Origin of the sequence: Sphingomonas sp. LHG3406-1 (assembly GCF_029637485.1) — a bacterium.
GTDB lineage: Bacteria > Pseudomonadota > Alphaproteobacteria > Sphingomonadales > Sphingomonadaceae > Sphingomicrobium.
The window spans coordinates 2083060-2102835 of record NZ_CP069128.1 but is presented as its reverse complement, the minus strand read 5'-3'; the positions used below and the strand labels follow the sequence as shown (position 1 = coordinate 2102835).

Here is a 19776-nt window from a genome sequence, read left to right as displayed (position 1 = left end):
CTCCACCCCGTCAAGGGAGGCGTCTTTAGGACAGTCGGCCGCGCCGCGCAAAGGCACGACAGAGCCATGGCGAGTGCCATGGTGGAAGAGGTGGAGGCCCCCTCCACTGGGGAGGAAGAAGGGGCCTCGCTCGGCCGGCGGCTTGGGGTGGGCCGGCCGTTTAGATCGCGCTCAGAAACCTGCCGCCAGGGTCAGCGCCGGACCGCTTACCGGGTCGGCATTGCCGATCATGCGAAACCGGTAATCGACATGGGCCCGCAGGCCGCGCCGAAGGTCGTAGCTCAGCCGTGGACCGGCATCGAGGCGGTAGAGCCCGGGCTGCACGCCGCCCCACAGGCCGGCCCCGAACGACAGGCGCGACATGACCGGGTAGGTGGCGGCGAAACCGCCATCGGCAAACAGGTCGCGGCTCTTCATTCCCACCATGCCACTTTGCGCATAGCCGTCGAGCCGAAGCCCGAAGGGCAGTGGCTGATCATAGACTCCGCCCTCGGCAAGGAAGGCGAAGGCGTTGCGGCCACCACCGAGTCGGGTCCGAGCCGCTGCCGCCGCTCGGCGACGATGCGCACGGGCACCTGGCGAAGCGGCTTCCAGCTGACCCCGAGCGCTCCTTCGCCGCCGGCCATCGCCTGCCCGCTCCGGCCCTGCGGCAGGAGGGCGGTCGAGGCGCGGAGGTGGACGCCGAGGCTTTCGATCGGGCGCCAACTGATCCGCATGCCGGCCTGGCTGCCGCCGAGCGCTCCAGCCGAAGCGAGACCCGGATTGAGCCCGCGTCCGGGATCGTTGTTGACGTAAACGCCTTCGCGTGGCGGGCGAAGCAGCGCCCAGGCATCCACCGACAGGCGGCGCGGCCGGGCCGCTTCCAGCGCACCGTCGTCGGGTGCATCCTTGCCCCAGCTGGGGGTTCGCTGGATGTCGCCGAGTGAATAAGGGCCGGCGGTGCCGATCGCCGGCCATTGGTCGATCGGCGGCACCGCTCCCTCGTAGGCGGCCAGCGTTCCGCCCGCCGACGCCCCTTCCGCGTTGACGGCCGCCACCGCCGCGGCCGGCGCAGCCGGCGCGGTCGGCGCGGGATAAGGCACGGGATAGTAAAAGGGCCGTGCCTCGCGCGGACCGGACATCATCCCCGACATCGCCGCATAGGGCATGGCATACGCCTGCGGCGGGTAAGCGCCGGCCATGGCATAGCCGTATGGCATGGCGTCGTAGGGCGCCGCGCCATAATGGGCCGCTGCCAGCGGACCCATGTCGGCCGGGATCCCCGGCGGAAGCATCGAAGCGGCGGCCGCCACGTCGCCGGGGGGCGGCGCGGCGGAGTGCTGGTTGAGGCTCGGAATGGGCTGCAGCGCCAGCGCGCTGCTGGCCGTGCGCAGGCCGACATAGGCCAGCACCGCGACACCGAGGAAGCGGAGCGGGGCGCTCATGACCGCGCCGCCTCGGCCGGAAAGGTGTGTGCGGTCTTGTCCCACGTCTTCGGCCCACCGCCCGCGTGCAGGAACAGGGCGCGCCCTGCGGCGAGGATGGCGATGAGGTTGCCGGCGACGACCCGCGGGACCGAGGCGAGCCCCTCGCCGAAGCCGTAGAGACGCGTTGTGAAGGTGATCCGCATAAGCATTCTCCACAGCAGGAGGAAGAAGTTGACCTGAAGAAGGGTGGCGAGCAGCGGCGAGGGCTGCGGCGGCAAGGGCGCGCCGAGCTGCGCGGCAAACCACAATTGCCCCCACAGCGCTGCCGCCACATAGCCGGATAGGAGGAGCAGGGCGGCGAGCGGACCGCGCCGGTCGCGCAGCCGGAACCAGCGTTCGCCAAGGCCACCGCGCCAGCCGAGCCGGTCCCAGCCGGCAAAGGCGATGCCGCCCAGCCAGCGCGCCTTCTGCCGGACGGCGGCGCCGAGCGTACCCGGGAAGTGACCGCGACTGGCAACGGCACCCGGCTCGCCCGAACTGGCTGGCAGGCGAACGAAGATGGTCCGCTCGCCGAGCGCGCCGAGCCGTAGCCCCATTTCGTAATCTTCGGTCATCGACCCGCCGGCGAACGGCCGACCGTCATGGGCTGCGGCGAGCCTGGCGATGGCCTCGCGGGCGATGGCGCAGCCTACCCCGGCGAGCGGGATGGCCGCGCCCACTGCCTCGCGCACGACCAGTTCCTTTCCGTGGCTTTCGGCGAACTCGTCGCAGTAATGACCGCCGATCCAGGGGCTTGCGCGATCGGGCAGTGGTACGACCGGCAACTGGACCACGCCGGCGCGGCCGACCAGCCGGTCGAACAAGCGAAGCTCGAGCGGATGCACCAGATCCTCGGCATCATGCAGGACGACCGCCCGCGCCCGCCGTCCGCTCGCGGCTTCGTGGCGAACGAGGAAGGAGTAGAGGTGATTGAGGCAATCGGCCTTGGTGGTCGGGCCGTCGACCGGCACCTCCACTGCCATCACCCGCGGATCGGGGACGTCCTCGATCGCAAAGCGGGTGGCGGGATCGTTGCGGTAATAACCCACGAGCAGGGTGTAGTCGGGATGATCGAAGCGCTTCAGGGCAGCGCGCAGCATGGCGCCGATCACCGACGCTTCGTCCCAGGCCGGGATGAGCACCACCATCCAGCCGCTCGGCGCACCTTCGACCAGCGAGCGGGCGTCGGCATGCGGATGATGGCGGTAGACGGTCACCGCCCGCCACACCCGCCGCACGAAGAAGATGGCGTCCACCGCCAAGTCGTCGAGCGAGAAGAGCAGGAAGCCGAGCGCCGCGAACAGCGCCAGCTCGGCGGCGGCCTCGGCGAGGACATTCTGAAGGCTCATCGCATGCGACTCGGAAGAACCGCGAGAAAAAGCCGTGAGTTGAAGTATTTCGCCCGGTCCACGCGCCCCCCAGCGCTGGTTATCCGAGCAGGGGCATCTTCTCACGGTCAACGCTCCAGCGCAACCCGGCTTGCGTGAGGACGCGCGGCAGGCCATCGCTGGCGGCTGGAGTCTGAGGGGGACATCGACGTGAACTTGCCGACGCTGGTGCCGGAATGGCTGTTCTGGACCCTTATCGCCTTGCTGGTGCTGTCCGCTCTGCAGGATGCGGTCATGTTGAAGATCAGCAACTATCTGTCCGCGGCCGTCCTGCTGCTTGGGATCGTGGCGGCGGTGATCGCCGGGCCGACGCTCAACCTGTGGGAGAATGGCGTCGCCTTCATCCTGTCCCTCGCGATCGGCACATTCCTGTTCGGACGCGGGATCCTCGGCGGGGGCGACGTCAAACTGTTCGCCGCGACCGTCCTCTGGTTCGATCTCGGCGGGGCCCTGCGGCTGGTCGTCTGGACCGCCCTCGCGGGCGGCGTCCTTGCCGTGCTGATCATCGCCATGCGTGTCATGCCTTGGCCCGAGGCGATCCGCTCGCGGATCAAAGTGCTGCAGCCGAAGTCCGGCATCCCCTACGGCATCGCGATCGCCGCCGGCGCGATCATCGCCTCGATGCAGCTGATGGCGGCGGCTCGGGCTGCAGGATGATCGCGGCCGTCGGCCGGGCCGCGCTCCTGCTCGCGCTTGCCGCCGCGCCAGCCGCCGCTCCCGCCCAGCGCCTGCTTCACGCCGGCACCTATTGGGCAGCGCTGGAGCGGCCCGGCGGGAAATGCGAAGCGGTGGGGCGGAGCGAGCTGGTCGCCTTGCCCGGGCGTCCGCAGGCCCGCGCCGCCTTCGCTTTCAGCCGCGACGGGCAGCGCCGCGGGCAGCTGCACTTCCTCTTTGCCCGACCGGTCGCGGCCGACGCCTCGGCGGTGCTGACGATCGGCGGTGCCAGCTTCCTCCTCGTCACCCGTGGCATCAGCGCCTGGAGCAGTGGCCCGGCGCAGGAGCAGGCGATCATCGCTGCTGTCCGCCGCAATGGAGAGATGCGGGTCCGCGCGCGGGGTATCGGCGGGCGGATCAGCGACCGCTATCTCCTCGCCGGTGCTCCGACCGCCATCGATGCGGCTGCACTTGCCTGCGCCTGAGCCTGCCATGGCTTGCGCGGCCGACCAGCCAACCGCGCGCGCCACTGGAAAATTCCGCCAGACTCGCTACATGGCCGCTCTCCCATGAGCGCCGATACCTCCCTGATGCCGATCCCCGGCCCGGTCGATCCCGTGCCCGTCCCGCGCCCGACTGCGTCGAGCGCCGACGGTCGAGTCGAGCTGATCGGCCTTCCCCGTGACCAGATCCGCACCGCGCTGGAAGCAGCCGGCATGGACGCGCGTCAGGCCAAGCTCCGTTCCAAGCAGTTGTGGCACTGGATCTACAATCGCGGCGTCACCGACTTTGCGCTGATGACCGACATCGCCAAGGCGCAGCAGCCGTGGCTGATCGAACGCTTCCGGATCTCACGTCCTGAAGTGGTCGAAGCGCAGGTCTCTTCGGACGGCACTCGCAAGTGGCTGCTCCGCACCCACGACGCGCACGATTTCGAGATGGTGTTCATTCCCGACGCCGACCGCGGCACCCTGTGCGTGTCGAGCCAGGTCGGCTGCACCCTCAATTGCCGCTTCTGCCACACCGGCACCATGCGTCTCGTGCGCAATCTCGAGATCCACGAGATCGTCGGCCAGGTCATGCTCGCCCGGGATTCGCTGGGCGAATGGCCGAGCCAGCCGGAAGGCCGGATGCTCACCAACATCGTCATGATGGGCATGGGCGAGCCGCTCTACAATTTCGACAATGTGCGCGACGCGCTGAAGATCGTCATGGACGGTGACGGGCTCGGCCTCTCCAAGCGCCGGATCACGCTTTCGACCTCCGGCGTGGTGCCGATGATGGAGAAGTGCGGAGAGGAGATCGGGGTCAATCTCGCCGTGTCGCTTCATGCGGTGACGAAGGAGATCCGGGACGAGATCGTGCCTCTGAACCGCAAATACGGCATCGAGGAGCTGCTGCAGGCCTGCGCCGACTATCCCGGCGCCAACAATGCCCGCCGCATCACGTTCGAATATGTCATGCTCAAGGACAAGAATGACAGCGACGAGCATGCGCGCGAGCTGGTCCGGCTGATCCGCCACTATCGCTTGCCGGCCAAGGTCAACCTGATCCCGTTCAACCCCTGGCCCGGCGCCGACTATGAATGCTCGACCCCCGAGCGGATCCGCTCCTTTTCGAACATCGTGTTCGAGGGCGGAATCTCGGCGCCCGTCCGAACCCCGCGCGGCCGCGACATCGATGCCGCCTGCGGCCAGCTCAAGACGGCGGCGGAGAAGCGCAGCCGGGCCGAACTCGATCGCCAGGCTGAGGAAAAGCTGAAGGCGCTTGGCTGAGCTGGCGCTGCTGGCGCTGGTTGCCGCGGCCGGACTGGTCGGCGGCGCGATGAATGCCCTGGCTGGCGGAGGCACCTTCGCCACCCTGCCGGCGTTGCTCGCCATCGGCCTTCCCGCCAACGTAGCGAACGCGTCGTCAAATGTCGCCCTCCTCCCCGGCGCGGCGGCGAGCGCCTGGACCCTCCGTGACGAGCTCGGCCCGGTCGGCCCGGTCGGATGGCGATCGCTGGCGATGGTCACGTTCGCCGGGGGGCTGGTCGGCAGCCTGCTGCTGGTATGGACACCCACCCGCACCTTCGACCTGATCATCCCCTGGCTGGTGCTCTATGCATTCCTGGTCCTCCTGCTTGGACAGCGGGCGGCGGGCTGGCTTGCGGCACGGGTCCACATCGGCCCGGGAACCCTGCTAGGCGCGCAAGGCCTGCTCGGCGTCTATGGCGGCTATTTCGGTGGCGGTGTCGGGCTGATGATGACGGCCACCTATGGCCTGCTCGCGGGACGCGATCCGCGCAGCCTGTTCGCGCCCCGCACGCTGATGCTGGCGGTGGCCAATGCGGCGGCGGCGCTGGTCTTCATCGCTGCCGGACTGGTGGTGTGGCCAGCCTTTCTCGCCATGACTGCGGGCGCGATCCTTGGCGGATGGCTTGGCGCGCACTGGGGCAAAAGGTTGCCGACCCAGGCCGTTCGAGCCTGGACCCTGCTGGTCAGTGGCGCAACGACCATCGTCTTCTTCGTGCGCGCCTATGGCTGAGGGAGCAGGCCGCCCGGTCGGCCGTTGGAAGACAGTGGCTGCACCCCCATCCTCTCCTGCCGAGCAGCTCCGCCTCGCCATCGCGCGCGGCGTGGTCGGCTTCTTCAACGACGGCACCAAGGGACAGCAGCCGATCGTCCCGGCCGCGGACTCGCTCTGCCCGAAGGGCGGCGTGGCCTGGCGAGTCCATGCCGACGTCGCCGGAATGATGGTCGGCGGCGTGGCTGCCCTGCTCTGGCAGATGCTCCATCCCAAGGCACTGGCCGGCGTGTGGGACCACAGCGACTTCCAGCGCAACATGCACGGGCGGCTGCGCAATACCGCCCGCTTCATCGCCGTCACCACCTATGGAGCGCGGCAGGAAGCGGAGGCAGCCATCGCAAGGGTGCGCCGCATCCACGACCATGTGAACGGCACGCTGGCGGACGGGGCGCCCTATGATGCGAACGATCCGCGGCTGCTGACCTTCGTCCATATCGCCGGCTCGGCCATGTTCCTCGCCGGCTATCGCCGCTTCGTCGAGCCGCGCATGAGCCAGCAGGACCGCGACACCTACTGGCGCGAAGTGGCGATCATCGCCGAGAAGCTCGGCGCCGATCCGGTCCCGCGCAGCGAGGCCGAGGCGGACCTCCTCGCCCGCGACTTCCTGCTCGAACTCAGCGCCGACGAGCGCAGCCGGACCGTCCGCGACATCATCCTGAACGCGCCCACCGAGCAGCTTCGCCTGCTGCCCGTGCAGCGCCTGCTGATGCGCTCGGCCGTCGACCTCCTGCCGCCCGAGGTCCGCCGTCTCCACGGCCTTCGCGGAAGCGGCATCACGCGGCCGACCACCCGCGCCGCGACCTTCGGACTCGCCTCCACCTTGCGCTGGGCGCTGGCTCCCCGCAAGAAGGAGGCATGATACTCCAGCGCTTGCTCGGAGACCGGATCGACGGCGGCTCCCTGACACTGGTCCTGCCCGACGGTCAGCGCTCCTCGGTCGGCACCGGCGCACCGGAGATCGTTGCGCGAATCCACGACAAGGGCGCGCTGCTCGCGCTCCTCCGCAACCCGCGGCTGGCGTTCGGCGAACTCTACATGGAAGGCCGGCTGACACTCGACCAGGGCAGCCTGATCAATCTCCTGAGCCTCGTCATCGGCGCCAACCGCTTCGAGGACGGCGGCCACAAGGGACGGCTCAAGAAACAACTTGGCTTCATCAAGTCGCTGCTCCCGCGCCGCAATGACGCGACCGCCGCGCGCCGCAACGTCGCCCACCATTACGACCTCGACGAGCGGCTCTATCGGCTCTTCCTCGATCCGGACCTGCAGTATAGCTGCGCCTACTTCCATGATACCGCTCGTGGCCTCGCCGGCGCGCAAGCGGACAAGAAGGCGCATATCGCCGCCAAGCTCGATCTCCGACCCGGCCAGCGCGTGCTCGACATCGGCTGCGGCTGGGGCGGCATGGCGCTCACCCTCAACCGCCTGGCTGGCGTGGAAGTGCTCGGCGTCACCCTGTCGGAAGAACAGCTCCGCGTCGCGCGGCAACGGGCGGAAGAGGCCGGGGTCGCCGACCAGGTCCGGTTCGAGCTGGTCGACTATCGCGCCCTCGCCGGCCGCTTCGACCGGATCGTCTCGGTCGGCATGTTCGAGCATGTCGGCGCCGCCCACTATGGCGAGTTCTTCGCGAAGTGCCGCGAGCTTCTCACCGACGATGGGGTCATGCTGCTCCACACCATCGGCAAATATGGCAAGGCCGGGAAGCCTGACCCGTTCACCGACAAGTGGATCTTCCCCGGCTACCACCTGCCGAGCCTCAGCCAGATGATGGCCGCCAGCGAGGAGGTGCGGCTGATCGCCACCGACGTCGAGACGCTTCGGCTCCACTATGCCTACACGCTGCGCCACTGGCTGGCGAACTGCCATGCGCATCGGGCGGAGATCGTCGCACTCTACGACGAACGCTTCTTCCGCATGTGGGAATATTATCTCGCTGCCGGCGCCGTCGCCTTCGAGAATGGCGCCATGAACAACTTCCAGGTGCAATATGTGCGTGACCGCCGCGCCCTTCCGATCACCCGCGACTATATGGTCGAGGCGGAGCAGCGCTACCGGGCTATGCTCGCCGGCTGATCGTCTACGAAAGAAGGGCTCGGCAGGTCGTCCCTGCCGAGCCCTTCTCCTGACCTTGGGACCGCTTAGCGGGCCGGCGCGGCCCGCTGCTGCTGGCGCTGCTGGCGAAGCTGCTGCCGCTCGTCCTGCGTGACCCGACCATCGCGGTTCAGGTCGGCGCGGTCGAAGCGCTGCAGCGCCGCCGCTTCGGCCTCCGCCAGCGAGATGCGCTGGTCGCGATTGGCATCGGCCTGGCGAAGCATCGCACCGCCCATGCGGCCGCGCATCGCCATGCGCTGGCCGTCCATCCGGCCGCGGGCCTGGCCGGCGCGCGCCGCACGCTGCTGGCCGCGGACGGCCTGCGCCTGCGCCCATTCGTCGCGGCTGATCATGTTGTCGCGATTGGCGTCGAGCCGCTCGAACATCGCCTGGGCGCGGGCCGGATCGGCGCGCTTCGCCTGGCGATTGGCGCGGGCCTTGCCGCGCAGCGCCTGGCCCTCGGCGGCGGTGATGAAGCCGTCGCGATCGGCATCGACGCGCGCAAACATGGCGCGGGTCCGCTCGACCACCTCGTTGCGGGTCTGGATGCCGTCGCGCGGCGCCACCGGCGCGGTCGGCGCAACCTGCGCGCCCGCCGCGGTCGCAGCCGCCAAAAGGCCACTCACCAAGAGAATTGTCTTCATGGATTGCCTCCACTCGCCCTGTTGTGATTGATGAGTTCTAACAGCGAATAGCTGAACCGGGGGTGACAGGTGGATCGCAAGGTGCAAGGGGCTCGACCCCGACCATGATCCCTCCTGCCGCGCCCCCCGCACCGCCCGGAACGCCCCGCCCCTGGTGGGAGACGCGCACCTTCGTCGTGCTGATGGTGCTGCTGTCGGCGGTGCCCCTGCTCTACCCGCCGGTTCCGCCACTGGTCGACCTGCTCGGGCACATGGGTCGTTATCGCGTCATGCTCGACGGCGACGCGCCGAGCCTCGCCAGCGCCTATGAGTTCCAGTGGGGCGTGATGGGCAATCTCGGCGTCGACCTCGCCGTTTATCCACTGGCCAGGCTGTTCGGGCTCGAGCCGGCGGTGAAGCTCATCGTCATTGTCATTCCAATGATCACCACGGCCGGCATGCTGTGGGTCGCGCGAGAGGTCCATCACCGCCTCCCGCCGACGGTCATGTTTGCCCTGCCGTTCGTCTACGGTCACCACTTCCTGTTCGGCTTCGTCAACTATTCGCTGAGCGTCGCGCTGGCGATGGTCGCCTTCGGCCTCTGGCTCCGCCTCGGCCGCCTTGGGCGCTATGGCCTGCGTGCCGCCCTGTTCGTGCCGATCAGCATCGTCATCTGGCTGTGCCACGCCTTTGGCTGGGGCCTGCTCGGACTGCTCGCCTTTTCGGCCGAGGTCGTCCGCGCCCATGACGACGGCCGCAGCTGGTGGCGCGCCATCATCCGCGCGGTGGGCCAGGGCCTGATCCTTGCCGTGCCGCTGCTGCTGATGCTCGCCTGGCGCGAGGGCGCGGGCGGCCAGACCGCCGACTGGTTCAACTGGACCAACAAGATGTTCTCGCTGCGCACCGTGCTGCGAGACCGCTGGATGCAATGGGACCGGCTGAGCTTCTTCATCCCGATCGTGGTGTTCGGCTTTGCCGTCATCTACCCGCGCCTGACCCTGTCGCGCATGCTGACCTTCACCGCCCTCGTGCTGGCGGTCACCTTCGCCATGCTGCCGCGGATCATCTTCGGCTCCGCCTACGCCGACATGCGGCTGATGCCCTTCGTGCTGGCCATGGCCCTGCTTGCCATCCGCTTCCGCCGCGACACCGACGAGAAGGTCGGCTGGGTGCTCGCCAGCCTGGCGCTCGCCTTCCTCCTCGCCCGCACCGCCAGCGTGACCTGGAGCCTCAAGCTCGCCAGCGACGAATATGATCGCCAGCTGACCGCCCTCGACCGCCTGCCGGTCGGAGCGCGCGTGGTGAGCTTCGTCGGCCTCGGCTGCAGCAAGGACTCGACTTGGCCGATGTGGCGCAACGCCCACCTCGGCGGCATGGTCGTGGTGCGCAGGCTCGGCTTTTCCAACGACCATTGGAATGTCGAGGGCGCGAAGCTGCTGAACGTCACCAACGAGGCGGCGGGCGCATGGAAATATGATCCGTCCAACCTCGTGGTCGGTGATCTCTGCCCAGCCCGCTTCGCCCGTCCGGTCAGCTGGATGCTGAAGAACTTCCCGCGCGAGGGTTTCGATTACGTCTGGCTGATCAACCCGCCGCCCTATGATCCCGCCACCGTCGCGGGCATGCAGAAGGTGTGGGGACTGGCCGACGGATCGGCCCTCTACCGGATCCGCCCGCAAGCCGCTAATCCGGTGCCATGACCGGCCTTTCGATCGTCGTCCCCTGCTTCAACGAGGAGGAGTGCGTCGGCCTGCTGCACGAGCGGCTGACCGGCGCGGCGCGGACTTCCTTCGGCGACGATTACGAGATCATCCTGGTCAACGACGGTTCGCGCGACCGCACCTGGCCGATCATGCAGGAACTGAGCGCGCGCGACCCGCATCTCACCTGCGTCAACCTGTCGCGCAATCACGGGCACCAGCTCGCGCTCACCGCCGGCCTCGACCTCGCCCGCGGCAAGACCATCCTGATCGTCGACGCCGACCTCCAGGACCCGCCCGAACTACTCGCCCCGATGCTCGAGGTGATGCGGTCGCAAGGCGCGGACGTCGTTTATGGCGTGCGCCGGAGCCGCGCCGGCGAAACCCACTTCAAGCGCGCCACCGCCCACGCCTTCTACCGCCTGCTGTCCAGCGCCACCGAGATCGACATCCCGCTCGACGCCGGCGACTTCCGGCTGATGAGCCGCCGCGCGCTCGACGTGCTGCTGGCGATGCCCGAGCAGGCCCGCTTCGTCCGCGGCATGGTCGCCTGGATCGGCTTCAGGCAGACGCCCTTCCTCTACGACCGGGCCGAGCGGGCGGCCGGCGAGACCAAATATCCCCTGTCCAAGATGATCCGCTTCGCGCTCGATGCGCTGACCGGTTTCAGCTCCGCCCCGCTGAAGCTCGCCAGCCACTTCGGCCTGCTGCTCAGCGTCGGTTCGCTGCTGATCATCCTCTACATCCTCTACGCTTTCGTCACCGGCCAGAACATCCAGGGCTGGACGTCGCTGATGCTGGTGGTGGTCGTGCTCGGCGCGGTGCAGATGTTCGTGCTGGCGATGATGGGTGAATATATCGGCCGCCTCTACAGCCAGGCCAAGAACCGCCCGCTCTACATCGTGCAGGACATCGCCGGGCAGGCCCGAAGCCCCCGCAAGGGCCTCGGTCAGGTGCCCGAGGAAGCCACCGCCCAGAGCGACAGTCCGGGCGGCAGCGGCACCCTGCCGATCAGCCGCGCTTCCTGAGCGAACACCTTCTCCAGCGCGGCGTTGAGCGGCGCCGGCGGAAGCGTGTCGTCACCATCGTCCTTGCCGGTCAGCCTTCCCGCCGCCCGCGCTGCGACGGCTACGGGGAACAGCAGGCTGTTGAGATAGCCGACGCCTTCCAGCCGGAGCGGTGAACCGGCGAACAGGGCGGTCAGCCCGGCCTTGGAATAGCGCCGGTGGTGATGGTTCACCACGTCGTGCGCGGACCACATCCACTGGTGGGCCGGCACCGTCATCACGAACTTGCCACCGGGCTTGAGGCAGCGCGCGATGCCCGCCAGCGCCGCACGATCATCCTCGATATGCTCGATGACGTCGAACGATCCGATCATGTCGAACGTCCTGTCCGGAACCCCGGAAAGCTCGGGCAGGGGCGCCGAGCCGACCGGCCGGCCGAGCCGCTCCTCGGCGAACGCGCGCGCCGCGGGATCCACCTCGATCGCCTCGACCGACCCGAATTGGTCAAGCATGGCGAGATTGTGCCCGGTACCGCAGCCGACCTCGAGGATGCGGGCGTTGCGCGGCGGCTTGACCACTCGCGCAATCAGCGAGGCCAGTACCATGCGCCGCGCCCGGTACCACCAGTGGCGCTGGTCCAGTTCGGCCATGCGGTCGTAGACTTGCCGTTCCATCAGCGGAACACCCACCAGCGATTGAGCGCGAACGTCAGGAAGGGCGTGATCAGCACCGCCGGCACCAGCGGCCACCAGGTCGGCCCCTGCATGAGGTCCACCGCAATCCAGGTGAAAGCGGCATTCATCAGCATGCCGGCGGTCTGGACGGCGAGGAACTGCGCCTTGGTCTTCGCATCCTCGTCCTTTTCGTGGCCCCTGAAGCTCCACCGGCTGTGGAGGAAGAAACCGACCGTGACCGCCACCGCAAAGGCGATCACCACCGCCAGCACCGGCCACATGACAAAAGTGGCGAGCGGCCAGTAGACCGCGGCGTAGAGCAGGGTCGATCCGAGGCCGACCAGCCCGAAGCGGATCAGCTGGCCGAGCAGTTCGCGGCGGGAGGCGACGGGGGAAGGGGCGGAAGCCATCCCCTTGCCCTCTAGCGACGAGCGCCTAGAGCGGCAACGAGAGGTTTGGACGAGGATCGCCGGTGCCGGAGCGTTTGCTGGGTTGGATGGAACGGCACTGGCGCCTGGTGGTGGTGGCCATGTGGCTGGTCGCCTGCGCCGTCTTCACCTGGCAGCGCTGGTCCGGGATCCAGGGCTTCGCGCTCGGCGACACCGACGACAATCTCCGGCTGGCGCAGGTCAGGGCCTGGCTCGGAGGCCAGGATTGGTTCGACCTCAGGCAATATCGTTTCGATCCGGCCTTCGGCGGCGCCAACATCCACTGGAGCCGCATCGTCGATCTGCCGATCGCCGGCCTGATCCTGCTCGGACGGTCCTTCATGAGCGGCGCCGACGCCGAGCGAATGGCCGTCGCCGTGGCGCCGATGCTGCCCTACGTCGTGCTGCTGACCGGCATCGCGCTGACTGCGCGCCGCCTGATCAGCCCGTCCGCCTTCGTCGCCGCCTTCGTCGCCCTCTACTTCGCCGGCTCGACCAACGGCATGTTCATGCCGACCCGCATCGATCATCATGGCTGGCAGCTGGCAATGCTGAGCCTGGTGATCGCCGGCCTCGCCGATCCCGACCGTCGCCGCGGTGGCCTGACGACCGGGATCGCCAGTGCCGTCAGCCTGTCGATCGGGCTCGAGATGCTCATCTATCTCGCCCTCGCCGGAGCCGCGCAGGTGCTGATGTGGGTCACCGACGGTAGAGAGCGGGAACGGCTGCTGGCTTATGCCGTCAGCATCGCCGGCGGCTGTGCGGCCGGCTATCTCCTCTTTGCCAGCTACGCCAATCGCGCCCCCGTCTGCGATGCCCTGTCGCCCGTCTGGCTGTCGGACGCACTGGTCGGCGGCGCATTGCTCACCCTGCTCGCCTGGAAGAGCCCGGAACGGTGGACCACACGCCTCGCCCTGGCCGCCGCCGCCGGACTGGTCGTCGCCGCCTTTCACACCTTCGCCTGGCCGCAATGCCTGTCGCGCCTCGAAGGCGTTTCGCCCGAAGTCGAGCGTCTGTGGCTCAGCAACGTGCGCGAGGCGAAGCCCATCTACGAACATGCCTGGCGCACCGGTGTGACGATCGCCTCGCTCCCGGCCGTCGGACTCATCGGCTGGATCTGGCTCGCCTGGCTCAACCGCGGTGATGGCGAGCGCCTGCGCCGCATCCTGTCGGTCGCGGTGATCGCCGCCACCGCCTTCGCCCTGCTCTTCTGGCAGACCCGCGCCGGACCGGCCAGCCAGTTGCTGGGCGTCGTTGGCTGCGCCGCGCTCACCGCCACCCTCCTGCCGCGCCTGTGGAATGCGAAGAACAGCCTGGTCGTGGTGCTCGGCTCCAGCGCCCTTGTCCTCGCGGCAAGCGGTGGCGCGGCACCGCTCGCCATCTCCTTCTTTCCCGAAGCGCAGAAGAAGCAGACCGAAGCGCAGAAGCTCAACAACCGCGCCAACCGCCTGTGCCCGACCCTGTGGGCGATGCGGCCTGTCGCGAAGCAACCCAAGGGCAGTGTCTTCACCTTCATCGACCTCGGCCCTCGACTGATCGCGGTCACCAAGCACGATGCGCTCGGCGGCCCCTATCACCGCAACGGCCAGGCCATCGCCGACAGCATGAACGCCTTTCACGGCTCTCCCGAGCAGGCGCGCACGCTGATCGCCAAGCATCGCTCCGACTATCTGCTGATCTGCCCGCACATGAACCAGGCGACCATCTTCCGCGCCCGTTCGCCCAAGGGCTTCTACGCCCAGCTCGAGCGCGGCGCGACCTTCCCCTGGCTCCAGCCGATCGACCTCGGCAAGGACAGCCCGCTCAAGATGTGGCGGGTGGTGGAGTAACTAGCCGGCAAGGCCGGGCAGGCTGCGCTCCAGCCCGTCGAGCACGAACTGGACCGCCAGCGCCGCGAGGATGACCCCTAGGATCCGCGTGATCATCGCCTCCAGCTTCGCCCCGATCAGCCGCATCAGCGGCCCGGCGAGCAGGAGGGCGAATAGCGTGAGCAGGATCACCGCCGACATGGCGCCAAGCACGATCAGCTGGGACAGCGTTCCGTCGGCGCGTGCCGAGAGCAGCATGATCGACGCGATCGATCCCGGCCCGGCGATCATCGGAATGGCCATGGGGAAGACCGAGATATCGTCGGCTTCCGGGGTGCCCTCGATCTCCCTCGCCCGTTCCTCCCGCCGTTCCGTACGCTTCTCGAACACCATGTCGAGCGCGATCATGAACAGCATGATGCCGCCCGCAAGGCGGAAGGCAGACAGGCTGATTCCGAGCGTCCGCAGCAGCGGCTCTCCGAGCAGGGCGAAGAAGGTCAGGATGCACCAGGCGACCAGCGCCGAGCGGATCGCCATCGCCCGGCGATGCGCGGCGTCGGCGCCCTTGGTCAGGCCGGCGAAGATCGGTGCGCAGCCCGGCGGATCGATGATGACGGCAAGCGTGATGAAGGCCGAGGTGAACAGCTCGATCACGGCCGCGTCACCTCGTCGTGCACGAGGGCGAACCGGCGGCCGGTCCACAACTGGACGCGGGTCCGGCGAATGCCGTCTGCCGCCACGGTCCAGTTGAACAGGAGGGTGCCGTCGGCGGAGCGGCCGTAGCCGCTGTCACCCGGCGATGCCGTGCGATTGACCGGATTGCCGTAGGCGGCGGCGACCCGCGAGGCGCGCAGGCGCGGATTGGCACAGGAAGCGATTCGCACCGCCGGCTGCTTCGGCACCGCGAATGACTTGGCCGGCGCAAGCTGCCCGTCTGCCGACCAGCGCCACTCGCCGCCCGGCTGGCGCATCCACAAGGTGATGAAGCGGCCGGTCGCGCCTGGCAGCTGCCACGGGCCGACATTGACGGCAGTGCGGCGGTCGCACGACTGCCAGCTGTGCGAGGGCCACCAGCGCACCGCGGTCGCGGGATCCTTGCGATCCTTGAAGAAGTCCTGCGCCCACACCGCCTGAGGGGTCCACATCACCGCATCGGACACCGCCCATTTGCGGAAAGCAGTCCATTGGCCGAGTTTGCGGGCATCTTCGGCGAAAGCCCTTTCGGCATCAACGGCAGTGGCCGGCGTCGCAGCGGCAAGAAGCAGGGCGAGGATCACAGTCCCTCCGGAGCGGCAAGGCCGGCGCGGCGATGCGCGGCGACCAGGGTGTTGCGAAGCAGCATGGCGATGGTCATCGGCCCGACCCCGCCCGGCACCGGCGTGATCGCGCCCGCCACCTGCTCGGCCTCGGCGAAGGCGACGTCGCCGACCAGCCGGCTCTTGCCCGGCTCGACACCCGGCACCCGGTTGATGCCGACGTCGATGACAGTAGCACCCGGCTTGACCCACTCGCCCCTGACCATCTCCGGCCGGCCGACCGCCGCGACGAGGATGTCCGCCTCGCGGCACAGCGCCGGCAGGTCGCGGGTCCGGCTATGGGCGATGGTCACCGTGCAGCTTTCGCCCAGCAGGAGCATCGCCATCGGCTTGCCGACGATATTGGACCGGCCGATCACCACCGCATGCCTGCCGGACAGGTCGCCAAGCTCGGCCTTGAGCAGGTGGAGACAGCCCAGGGGCGTGCAGGGCACCAGCGCCGCAGGGTCGCCGACCGCCAGCCGGCCTGCGTTCACCACATGGAAGCCGTCGACATCCTTGTCGGGATCGATGGCAGCGATCACCCGCGCCGAGTCCATGTGGCCCGGCAGGGGAAGCTGGACGAGGATGCCGTCCACCGCCGGATCGGCGTTGAGGCGCTCGACCAGCGCAAGCAGCTCGGCCTCCGACGTGTCGGCGGACAGCGCATGGTGGACGCTCTCCATTCCTGCTTCGGCGGTCGCCGCTCGCTTGGAGCGGATGTAGACCTCGCTCGCCGGATCCTCGCCGACCAGCACGGTCGCGAGCCCTGCCGGGCGGCCGGTCGACGCCGAGAAGAAGGAGGCGAGGTGTCCGACCCGCTCCCGCAGCGCCGCCGCGGCTGCCTTGCCGTCGATCCGTCGCGCCGGCACCGGCCTCACATCCCGGCCGGCGGCAGGGAACGCAGCGTGTTCGAGATGACCGGGTTGATGAGGATGGAGATGAGCAGCAGCACGACCATCGGCGACAGGTCGAGCCCGCCGAAGTCCGGCAGGATCCTGCGGAACGGCCGGTAGAGCGGCTCGAGGAAGCGGTCGAGCCCGACGACGAACCGCCGGATTCCTTCGCTCGCGGTGTTCAGCACGTTGAAGGCGACCAGCCAGGACAGGATCACCTGGATGATGATCAGCCACCACATCACGTTGAGCAGGATGGCGGCGATCTCGAGGAGCGTGCGCAGGATGATCATGAGCGCCTCCTACCTGCCCCGTGTTGGGCAGGCAACACGGGCCTCACGGTGCGAACCGCTCCGCTTCGGACCGGGCGAGGATGAGCGAAAAGTCGTCGTTCGCGTCGCTCCACTCCTGAAGCGGGGTCCAGCCGCCCGACAGAAGCAGCAGCCTTGCGCTGTGGAGCGTGTATTTGTGACTGTTCTCCGTATGGATGGTCTCGCCCGCCTCGAAATGGAAATGGTGCCCGGCGACCATGAACGCGGTCGCTCGGCGAGCGACCAGGTGCATCTCGATCCGCGCCATCCGCTCGTTCCAGCGCGCCTCGTGGGCGAAGGCCTCGACATCGACGTCGGCGCCAAGGTCGCGGTTCATCCGCTCCAGCAGGTTGCGGTTGAACGCCGCGGTCGTGCCCGCCGCATCGTCATAAGCCGCGACCAGCCGGCGCTCGTCCTTCAGCCGGTCGAAGCCGATCAGCAGCAGCGCCCCGGTTCCAAGCGTCGTGCGGAAGGAGCGCAGCAGATCGACCGCGCTTTCCGGCACGAAATTGCCGATCGTCGAGCCCGGAAAGAAGCCCAGACGCCGGTGCCGCGACACCTCCGCCGGAAGGGTGAAGGCGCGGGTGAAATCGGCCTCGACCGGATGGATGGGCAGGTCGGGAAAACGCTCGCCCAGCGCCGCCGCGCTGTCGCGCAGGAACGGACCGCTGATATCCACCGGCACATAGACGGCCGGCTTCACCGCCTCGATCAGCAGCGGCGTCTTGGTCAGCGACCCCGCGCCATAATCGATGACCGACCGGCCAGGACCGACCGCGGCGGCAATCTCGTCGCGTCGATCGCGCAGGATGCCGATCTCCGTCCGCGTGGGATAATATTCCGGCAGGTCCGTGATGTCGTCGAACAGGGCCGAGCCTGCATCATCGTAAAGCCAGCGCGCGGCGATCGCCGGCGGCTCCTGGGCCAACCCCTCGAGCACCCCGCGGGCAAAATCCTGCTTCGATCTCTCAGCTGTCTCGAGCAAGGCGCACTCCCGTGAACTGCCACCGAGCCGACGGCGGGAAGAAGTTGCGGTAGGTGACGCGGGAATGGCCGCGCGGGGTCGCGCAGCTGGCGCCCTTCAGCACCATCTGCCCGCTCATGAACTTGCCATTATACTCGCCGATCGACCCTTCCTCCGGCCGGAAGCCCGGATGCGCAAGGAAAGCCGAGCCGGTCCAGCACCAGACATCCCCGAACAGGGCGCCGCCCGGCATCGGCATCACCGCGCCGGCCTCGTCGAGCTGGTTGCCGCCAGCCGCATCGGCCGAGCGCGCAAGGACCTCCCATTCCGCTTCCGTCGGCAGCCGAACGCCGGCCCAGCGCGCAAAGGCGTCCGCCTCGAAGTAGCTGACATGGGCGACCGGCGCGTGAGGATCGAGGGCACGGCGGCCGGCAAGGGTGAAGCTGTCCCCATCATCGAGCCAGTAGAGCGGCGCCGTGACCCTTTCGCGACGGACCCAGTCCCAGCCATCGCTGAGCCACAGCGTCGGTGTTCGATAGCCGCCATCGTCGATGAAGGCCTGCCACTCGGCATTGGTGACCGCACGGCTGGCAATGGCATGCGGCTGCAGCCAGACAGTATGCCGCGGTCGCTCGCAGTCGAAGGCGAAGCCGCCGCCCGCCGCGCCGATCTCGACCGCACCGGCACTGCCGGCAAGCCAGTCCAGAGGCAGGTCGGAGGCGCGCGGAGGCATGGGCGCAGAGCCATAAGCCGGCTCCAGCGGATTGGCGGCGAAGGTGGCGAGGATATCGGTGAGGAACAGCTCCTGATGCTGCTGCTCGTGGTTGATGCCGAGCTCGACGATCTCCCACCCGCGTGCGTCGAGCCTGGGCATGACGCGTTCGAGCGCCTCGTCGACGTGGGCGCGATAGGACCGCACTTCGTCCAGCGTTGGCCGGGCCAGCATGCCCCGCCGATCGCGCGCCAGCCGGGCGCCCTCACCCTCATAATAGCTGTTGAACAGAAACGCCCAGCGCTCGTCAAACGGCCGGTAGCCCGCCAGCCGGTCGCGCAGCAGGAAGGTCTCGTAGAACCAGCTGGTGTGGGCGAGGTGCCACTTGGCAGGCGACGCGTCCGGCATCGGCTGAACCGTCGCCTCGGCATCGCTCAGCGGCCTGGCGAGGGCAAGGGTCAGGGCGCGCGTGGCACGCAACCGTTCCTCGATCGAGGCCTCCCGGACGGGAAGGGCGACGTTCATGCCCCCTTGTCTACTCCCGGATAGCGCTCGCGTCCAAGCAGGCCGGCGAGATGCGCGGCGTTGGAGGCCAGCATGGCGATGGTCTGGGTGACCTCGTCCGGCACCTCTTCCAGTTCCTTGAAGTCCTTCTTGTGCATCGCCTCGCCGACCCAATAGGTCGCGGCAGCCGCGGGAATCGTCCAGCCGACGTCGTTCAGCGCCTGGAAGAGGTCGGCGGTGACCCGGTGCGCGCCATCCTCGTTGCCGACAATCGCCGCGACCGCCAGCTTGCCTGCGCTCGGCATCCGCCCCTTGTCGTCCGTTTCCGACAGGAAGGCGTCCATCCGTTCCAGCGCCAGCTTGGCAAGGCTCGACAGCTGGCCGAGCCAGATGGGGGTCCCGAACACGAGGATGTCCGCCTCGAGGATCCGCTTGCGGATCTGCGGCCACTCGTCGCCATCGCCCTCGTCCGAGGTCACCCCCGGCTTGATCCGGTGATCGGCCAGCCGGATCGTGCCGGCCCATTCGACGCCATGCTTGCCAAGGTCGTCGCGAACGAGATCGATCATCCGGTCGGTCGAAGAGGCTTCGTCGCCCGAGGGCTTGAGAGTGGCATTGAGCGCAATGGCAGTGAGCGGCACGTGTCCTCCGATGCGGGTCGTTTTTGTAACAACTCGCGAGCGGCGGATCGGTCCCTTACGGCTTTCG

Annotated in this window: 22 protein-coding genes; 9 read left to right on the top strand and 13 right to left on the bottom strand. The window is 68.5% G+C overall.

The annotated features are described in order from the left end of the window. Positions 1-171: 171 nt before the first annotated feature. The 3 genes from JOY29_RS10260 to JOY29_RS10250 are packed head-to-tail and all read right to left on the bottom strand — an operon-like array spanning position 172 to position 2794. Positions 172-417 (bottom strand): hypothetical protein, encoded by a 246-nt coding sequence (locus JOY29_RS10260; protein ID WP_300973433.1) that lies wholly within the window; start codon positions 415-417, stop codon positions 172-174. After that, on the bottom strand, positions 414-1424 hold the full coding sequence (locus JOY29_RS10255; RefSeq protein WP_300973432.1) for a hypothetical protein: 1011 nt from the start codon (positions 1422-1424) through the stop codon (positions 414-416). The genes JOY29_RS10260 and JOY29_RS10255 overlap by 4 nt, the downstream gene beginning before the upstream one ends. Further along, on the bottom strand, positions 1421-2794 hold the full coding sequence (locus JOY29_RS10250; RefSeq protein ID WP_300973431.1) for a glycosyl transferase family protein: 1374 nt from the start codon (positions 2792-2794) through the stop codon (positions 1421-1423). The genes JOY29_RS10255 and JOY29_RS10250 overlap by 4 nt, the downstream gene beginning before the upstream one ends. Positions 2795-2983: 189 nt before the next feature. Between JOY29_RS10250 and JOY29_RS10245 the strand changes: the two genes are divergently transcribed. The 6 genes from JOY29_RS10245 (at position 2984) to JOY29_RS10220 (ending at position 8128) form a co-directional block, all read left to right on the top strand. Next, positions 2984-3490, top strand: coding sequence for a prepilin peptidase (locus JOY29_RS10245; protein ID WP_300973430.1), 507 nt, complete (start codon positions 2984-2986; stop codon positions 3488-3490). After that, positions 3487-3972: a hypothetical protein gene (locus JOY29_RS10240; RefSeq protein WP_300973429.1), complete on the top strand. Its 486-nt coding sequence runs from the start codon at positions 3487-3489 to the stop codon at positions 3970-3972. The genes JOY29_RS10245 and JOY29_RS10240 overlap by 4 nt, the downstream gene beginning before the upstream one ends. Positions 3973-4056: 84 nt before the next feature. Next, positions 4057-5262: a 23S rRNA (adenine(2503)-C(2))-methyltransferase RlmN gene (gene rlmN, locus JOY29_RS10235; protein ID WP_300973428.1), complete on the top strand. Its 1206-nt coding sequence runs from the start codon at positions 4057-4059 to the stop codon at positions 5260-5262. Beyond that, complete coding sequence (locus JOY29_RS10230) at positions 5255-6013, top strand: sulfite exporter TauE/SafE family protein (protein ID WP_300973427.1); 759 nt, start codon at positions 5255-5257, stop codon at positions 6011-6013. Before rlmN ends, JOY29_RS10230 begins: the two co-directional genes overlap by 8 nt. Positions 6014-6047: 34 nt before the next feature. Beyond that, entirely contained in the window at positions 6048-6914 is an 867-nt protein-coding gene (locus JOY29_RS10225; protein WP_300973426.1) for an oxygenase MpaB family protein, read from the top strand. Continuing rightward, complete coding sequence (locus tag JOY29_RS10220) at positions 6911-8128, top strand: cyclopropane-fatty-acyl-phospholipid synthase family protein (RefSeq protein WP_300973425.1); 1218 nt, start codon at positions 6911-6913, stop codon at positions 8126-8128. Before JOY29_RS10225 ends, JOY29_RS10220 begins: the two co-directional genes overlap by 4 nt. Positions 8129-8193: 65 nt before the next feature. On the opposite strand, the gene JOY29_RS10215 is transcribed toward JOY29_RS10220, so the two are convergent. Beyond that, positions 8194-8790 (bottom strand): EF-hand domain-containing protein, encoded by a 597-nt coding sequence (locus JOY29_RS10215; protein ID WP_300973424.1) that lies wholly within the window; start codon positions 8788-8790, stop codon positions 8194-8196. Between the two features lie 104 nt (positions 8791-8894). Between JOY29_RS10215 and JOY29_RS10210 the strand changes: the two genes are divergently transcribed. Together JOY29_RS10210 and JOY29_RS10205 are read left to right on the top strand one after the other, a co-directional pair. After that, complete coding sequence (locus JOY29_RS10210) at positions 8895-10469, top strand: hypothetical protein (RefSeq protein WP_300973423.1); 1575 nt, start codon at positions 8895-8897, stop codon at positions 10467-10469. After that, positions 10466-11497: a glycosyltransferase family 2 protein gene (locus JOY29_RS10205; RefSeq protein WP_300973422.1), complete on the top strand. Its 1032-nt coding sequence runs from the start codon at positions 10466-10468 to the stop codon at positions 11495-11497. The genes JOY29_RS10210 and JOY29_RS10205 overlap by 4 nt, the downstream gene beginning before the upstream one ends. On the opposite strand, the gene JOY29_RS10200 is transcribed toward JOY29_RS10205, so the two are convergent. Together JOY29_RS10200 and JOY29_RS10195 are read right to left on the bottom strand one after the other, a co-directional pair. Further along, positions 11419-12150, bottom strand: coding sequence for a class I SAM-dependent methyltransferase (locus JOY29_RS10200; RefSeq protein ID WP_300973421.1), 732 nt, complete (start codon positions 12148-12150; stop codon positions 11419-11421). The two genes, JOY29_RS10205 and JOY29_RS10200, sit on opposite strands and share 79 nt — an antisense overlap. Continuing rightward, positions 12150-12560, bottom strand: coding sequence for a GtrA family protein (locus JOY29_RS10195; RefSeq protein ID WP_300973420.1), 411 nt, complete (start codon positions 12558-12560; stop codon positions 12150-12152). The genes JOY29_RS10200 and JOY29_RS10195 overlap by 1 nt, the downstream gene beginning before the upstream one ends. Before the next feature lie 86 nt (positions 12561-12646). Here JOY29_RS10195 and JOY29_RS10190 point away from each other — a divergent pair, with 86 nt between their 5' ends. Further along, entirely contained in the window at positions 12647-14407 is a 1761-nt protein-coding gene (locus JOY29_RS10190; protein ID WP_300973418.1) for an AcrB/AcrD/AcrF family protein, read from the top strand. Here the strand turns inward: JOY29_RS10190 and JOY29_RS10185 are convergent, their stop codons facing one another. From JOY29_RS10185 to JOY29_RS10155, 7 genes are read right to left on the bottom strand one after another with little or no spacing between them, the layout of a single operon-like run. Then, on the bottom strand, positions 14408-15040 hold the full coding sequence (locus JOY29_RS10185) for a MarC family protein (protein ID WP_300973417.1): 633 nt from the start codon (positions 15038-15040) through the stop codon (positions 14408-14410). Beyond that, complete coding sequence (locus tag JOY29_RS10180; protein WP_300973416.1) at positions 15037-15663, bottom strand: hypothetical protein; 627 nt, start codon at positions 15661-15663, stop codon at positions 15037-15039. Before JOY29_RS10180 ends, JOY29_RS10185 begins: the two co-directional genes overlap by 4 nt. Further along, positions 15660-16553: a bifunctional methylenetetrahydrofolate dehydrogenase/methenyltetrahydrofolate cyclohydrolase FolD gene (gene folD / locus JOY29_RS10175; RefSeq protein ID WP_300973415.1), complete on the bottom strand. Its 894-nt coding sequence runs from the start codon at positions 16551-16553 to the stop codon at positions 15660-15662. The genes JOY29_RS10180 and folD overlap by 4 nt, the downstream gene beginning before the upstream one ends. A gap of 5 nt (positions 16554-16558) precedes the next feature. Further along, positions 16559-16870: a YggT family protein gene (locus tag JOY29_RS10170; protein ID WP_300973414.1), complete on the bottom strand. Its 312-nt coding sequence runs from the start codon at positions 16868-16870 to the stop codon at positions 16559-16561. Positions 16871-16913: 43 nt separating this feature from the next. Continuing rightward, positions 16914-17873: an L-histidine N(alpha)-methyltransferase gene (gene egtD / locus JOY29_RS10165; RefSeq protein ID WP_300973413.1), complete on the bottom strand. Its 960-nt coding sequence runs from the start codon at positions 17871-17873 to the stop codon at positions 16914-16916. Then, a complete protein-coding gene (gene egtB, locus JOY29_RS10160) occupies positions 17857-19089 on the bottom strand; it encodes an ergothioneine biosynthesis protein EgtB (protein WP_300973412.1) in 1233 nt (410 codons plus the stop codon). Before egtB ends, egtD begins: the two co-directional genes overlap by 17 nt. Further along, complete coding sequence (locus JOY29_RS10155) at positions 19086-19709, bottom strand: flavodoxin family protein (RefSeq protein WP_300973411.1); 624 nt, start codon at positions 19707-19709, stop codon at positions 19086-19088. The genes egtB and JOY29_RS10155 overlap by 4 nt, the downstream gene beginning before the upstream one ends. Positions 19710-19776: the final 67 nt, after the last annotated feature.

Coding starts and splice junctions, on each gene's coding strand:
- JOY29_RS10260 (WP_300973433.1), bottom strand. CDS start 417: ATGAAGAGCCGCGACCTGTTTGCCGATGGCGGTTTCGCCGCCACCTAC.
- JOY29_RS10255 (WP_300973432.1), bottom strand. CDS start 1,424: ATGAGCGCCCCGCTCCGCTTCCTCGGTGTCGCGGTGCTGGCCTATGTC.
- JOY29_RS10250 (WP_300973431.1), bottom strand. CDS start 2,794: ATGAGCCTTCAGAATGTCCTCGCCGAGGCCGCCGCCGAGCTGGCGCTG.
- JOY29_RS10240 (WP_300973429.1), top strand. CDS start 3,487: ATGATCGCGGCCGTCGGCCGGGCCGCGCTCCTGCTCGCGCTTGCCGCC.
- rlmN (WP_300973428.1), top strand. CDS start 4,057: ATGAGCGCCGATACCTCCCTGATGCCGATCCCCGGCCCGGTCGATCCC.
- JOY29_RS10220 (WP_300973425.1), top strand. CDS start 6,911: ATGATACTCCAGCGCTTGCTCGGAGACCGGATCGACGGCGGCTCCCTG.
- JOY29_RS10215 (WP_300973424.1), bottom strand. CDS start 8,790: ATGAAGACAATTCTCTTGGTGAGTGGCCTTTTGGCGGCTGCGACCGCG.
- JOY29_RS10210 (WP_300973423.1), top strand. CDS start 8,895: ATGATCCCTCCTGCCGCGCCCCCCGCACCGCCCGGAACGCCCCGCCCC.
- JOY29_RS10205 (WP_300973422.1), top strand. CDS start 10,466: ATGACCGGCCTTTCGATCGTCGTCCCCTGCTTCAACGAGGAGGAGTGC.
- JOY29_RS10200 (WP_300973421.1), bottom strand. CDS start 12,150: ATGGAACGGCAAGTCTACGACCGCATGGCCGAACTGGACCAGCGCCAC.
- JOY29_RS10195 (WP_300973420.1), bottom strand. CDS start 12,560: ATGGCTTCCGCCCCTTCCCCCGTCGCCTCCCGCCGCGAACTGCTCGGC.
- JOY29_RS10190 (WP_300973418.1), top strand. CDS start 12,647: ATGGAACGGCACTGGCGCCTGGTGGTGGTGGCCATGTGGCTGGTCGCC.
- JOY29_RS10170 (WP_300973414.1), bottom strand. CDS start 16,870: ATGATCATCCTGCGCACGCTCCTCGAGATCGCCGCCATCCTGCTCAAC.
- egtB (WP_300973412.1), bottom strand. CDS start 19,089: ATGAACGTCGCCCTTCCCGTCCGGGAGGCCTCGATCGAGGAACGGTTG.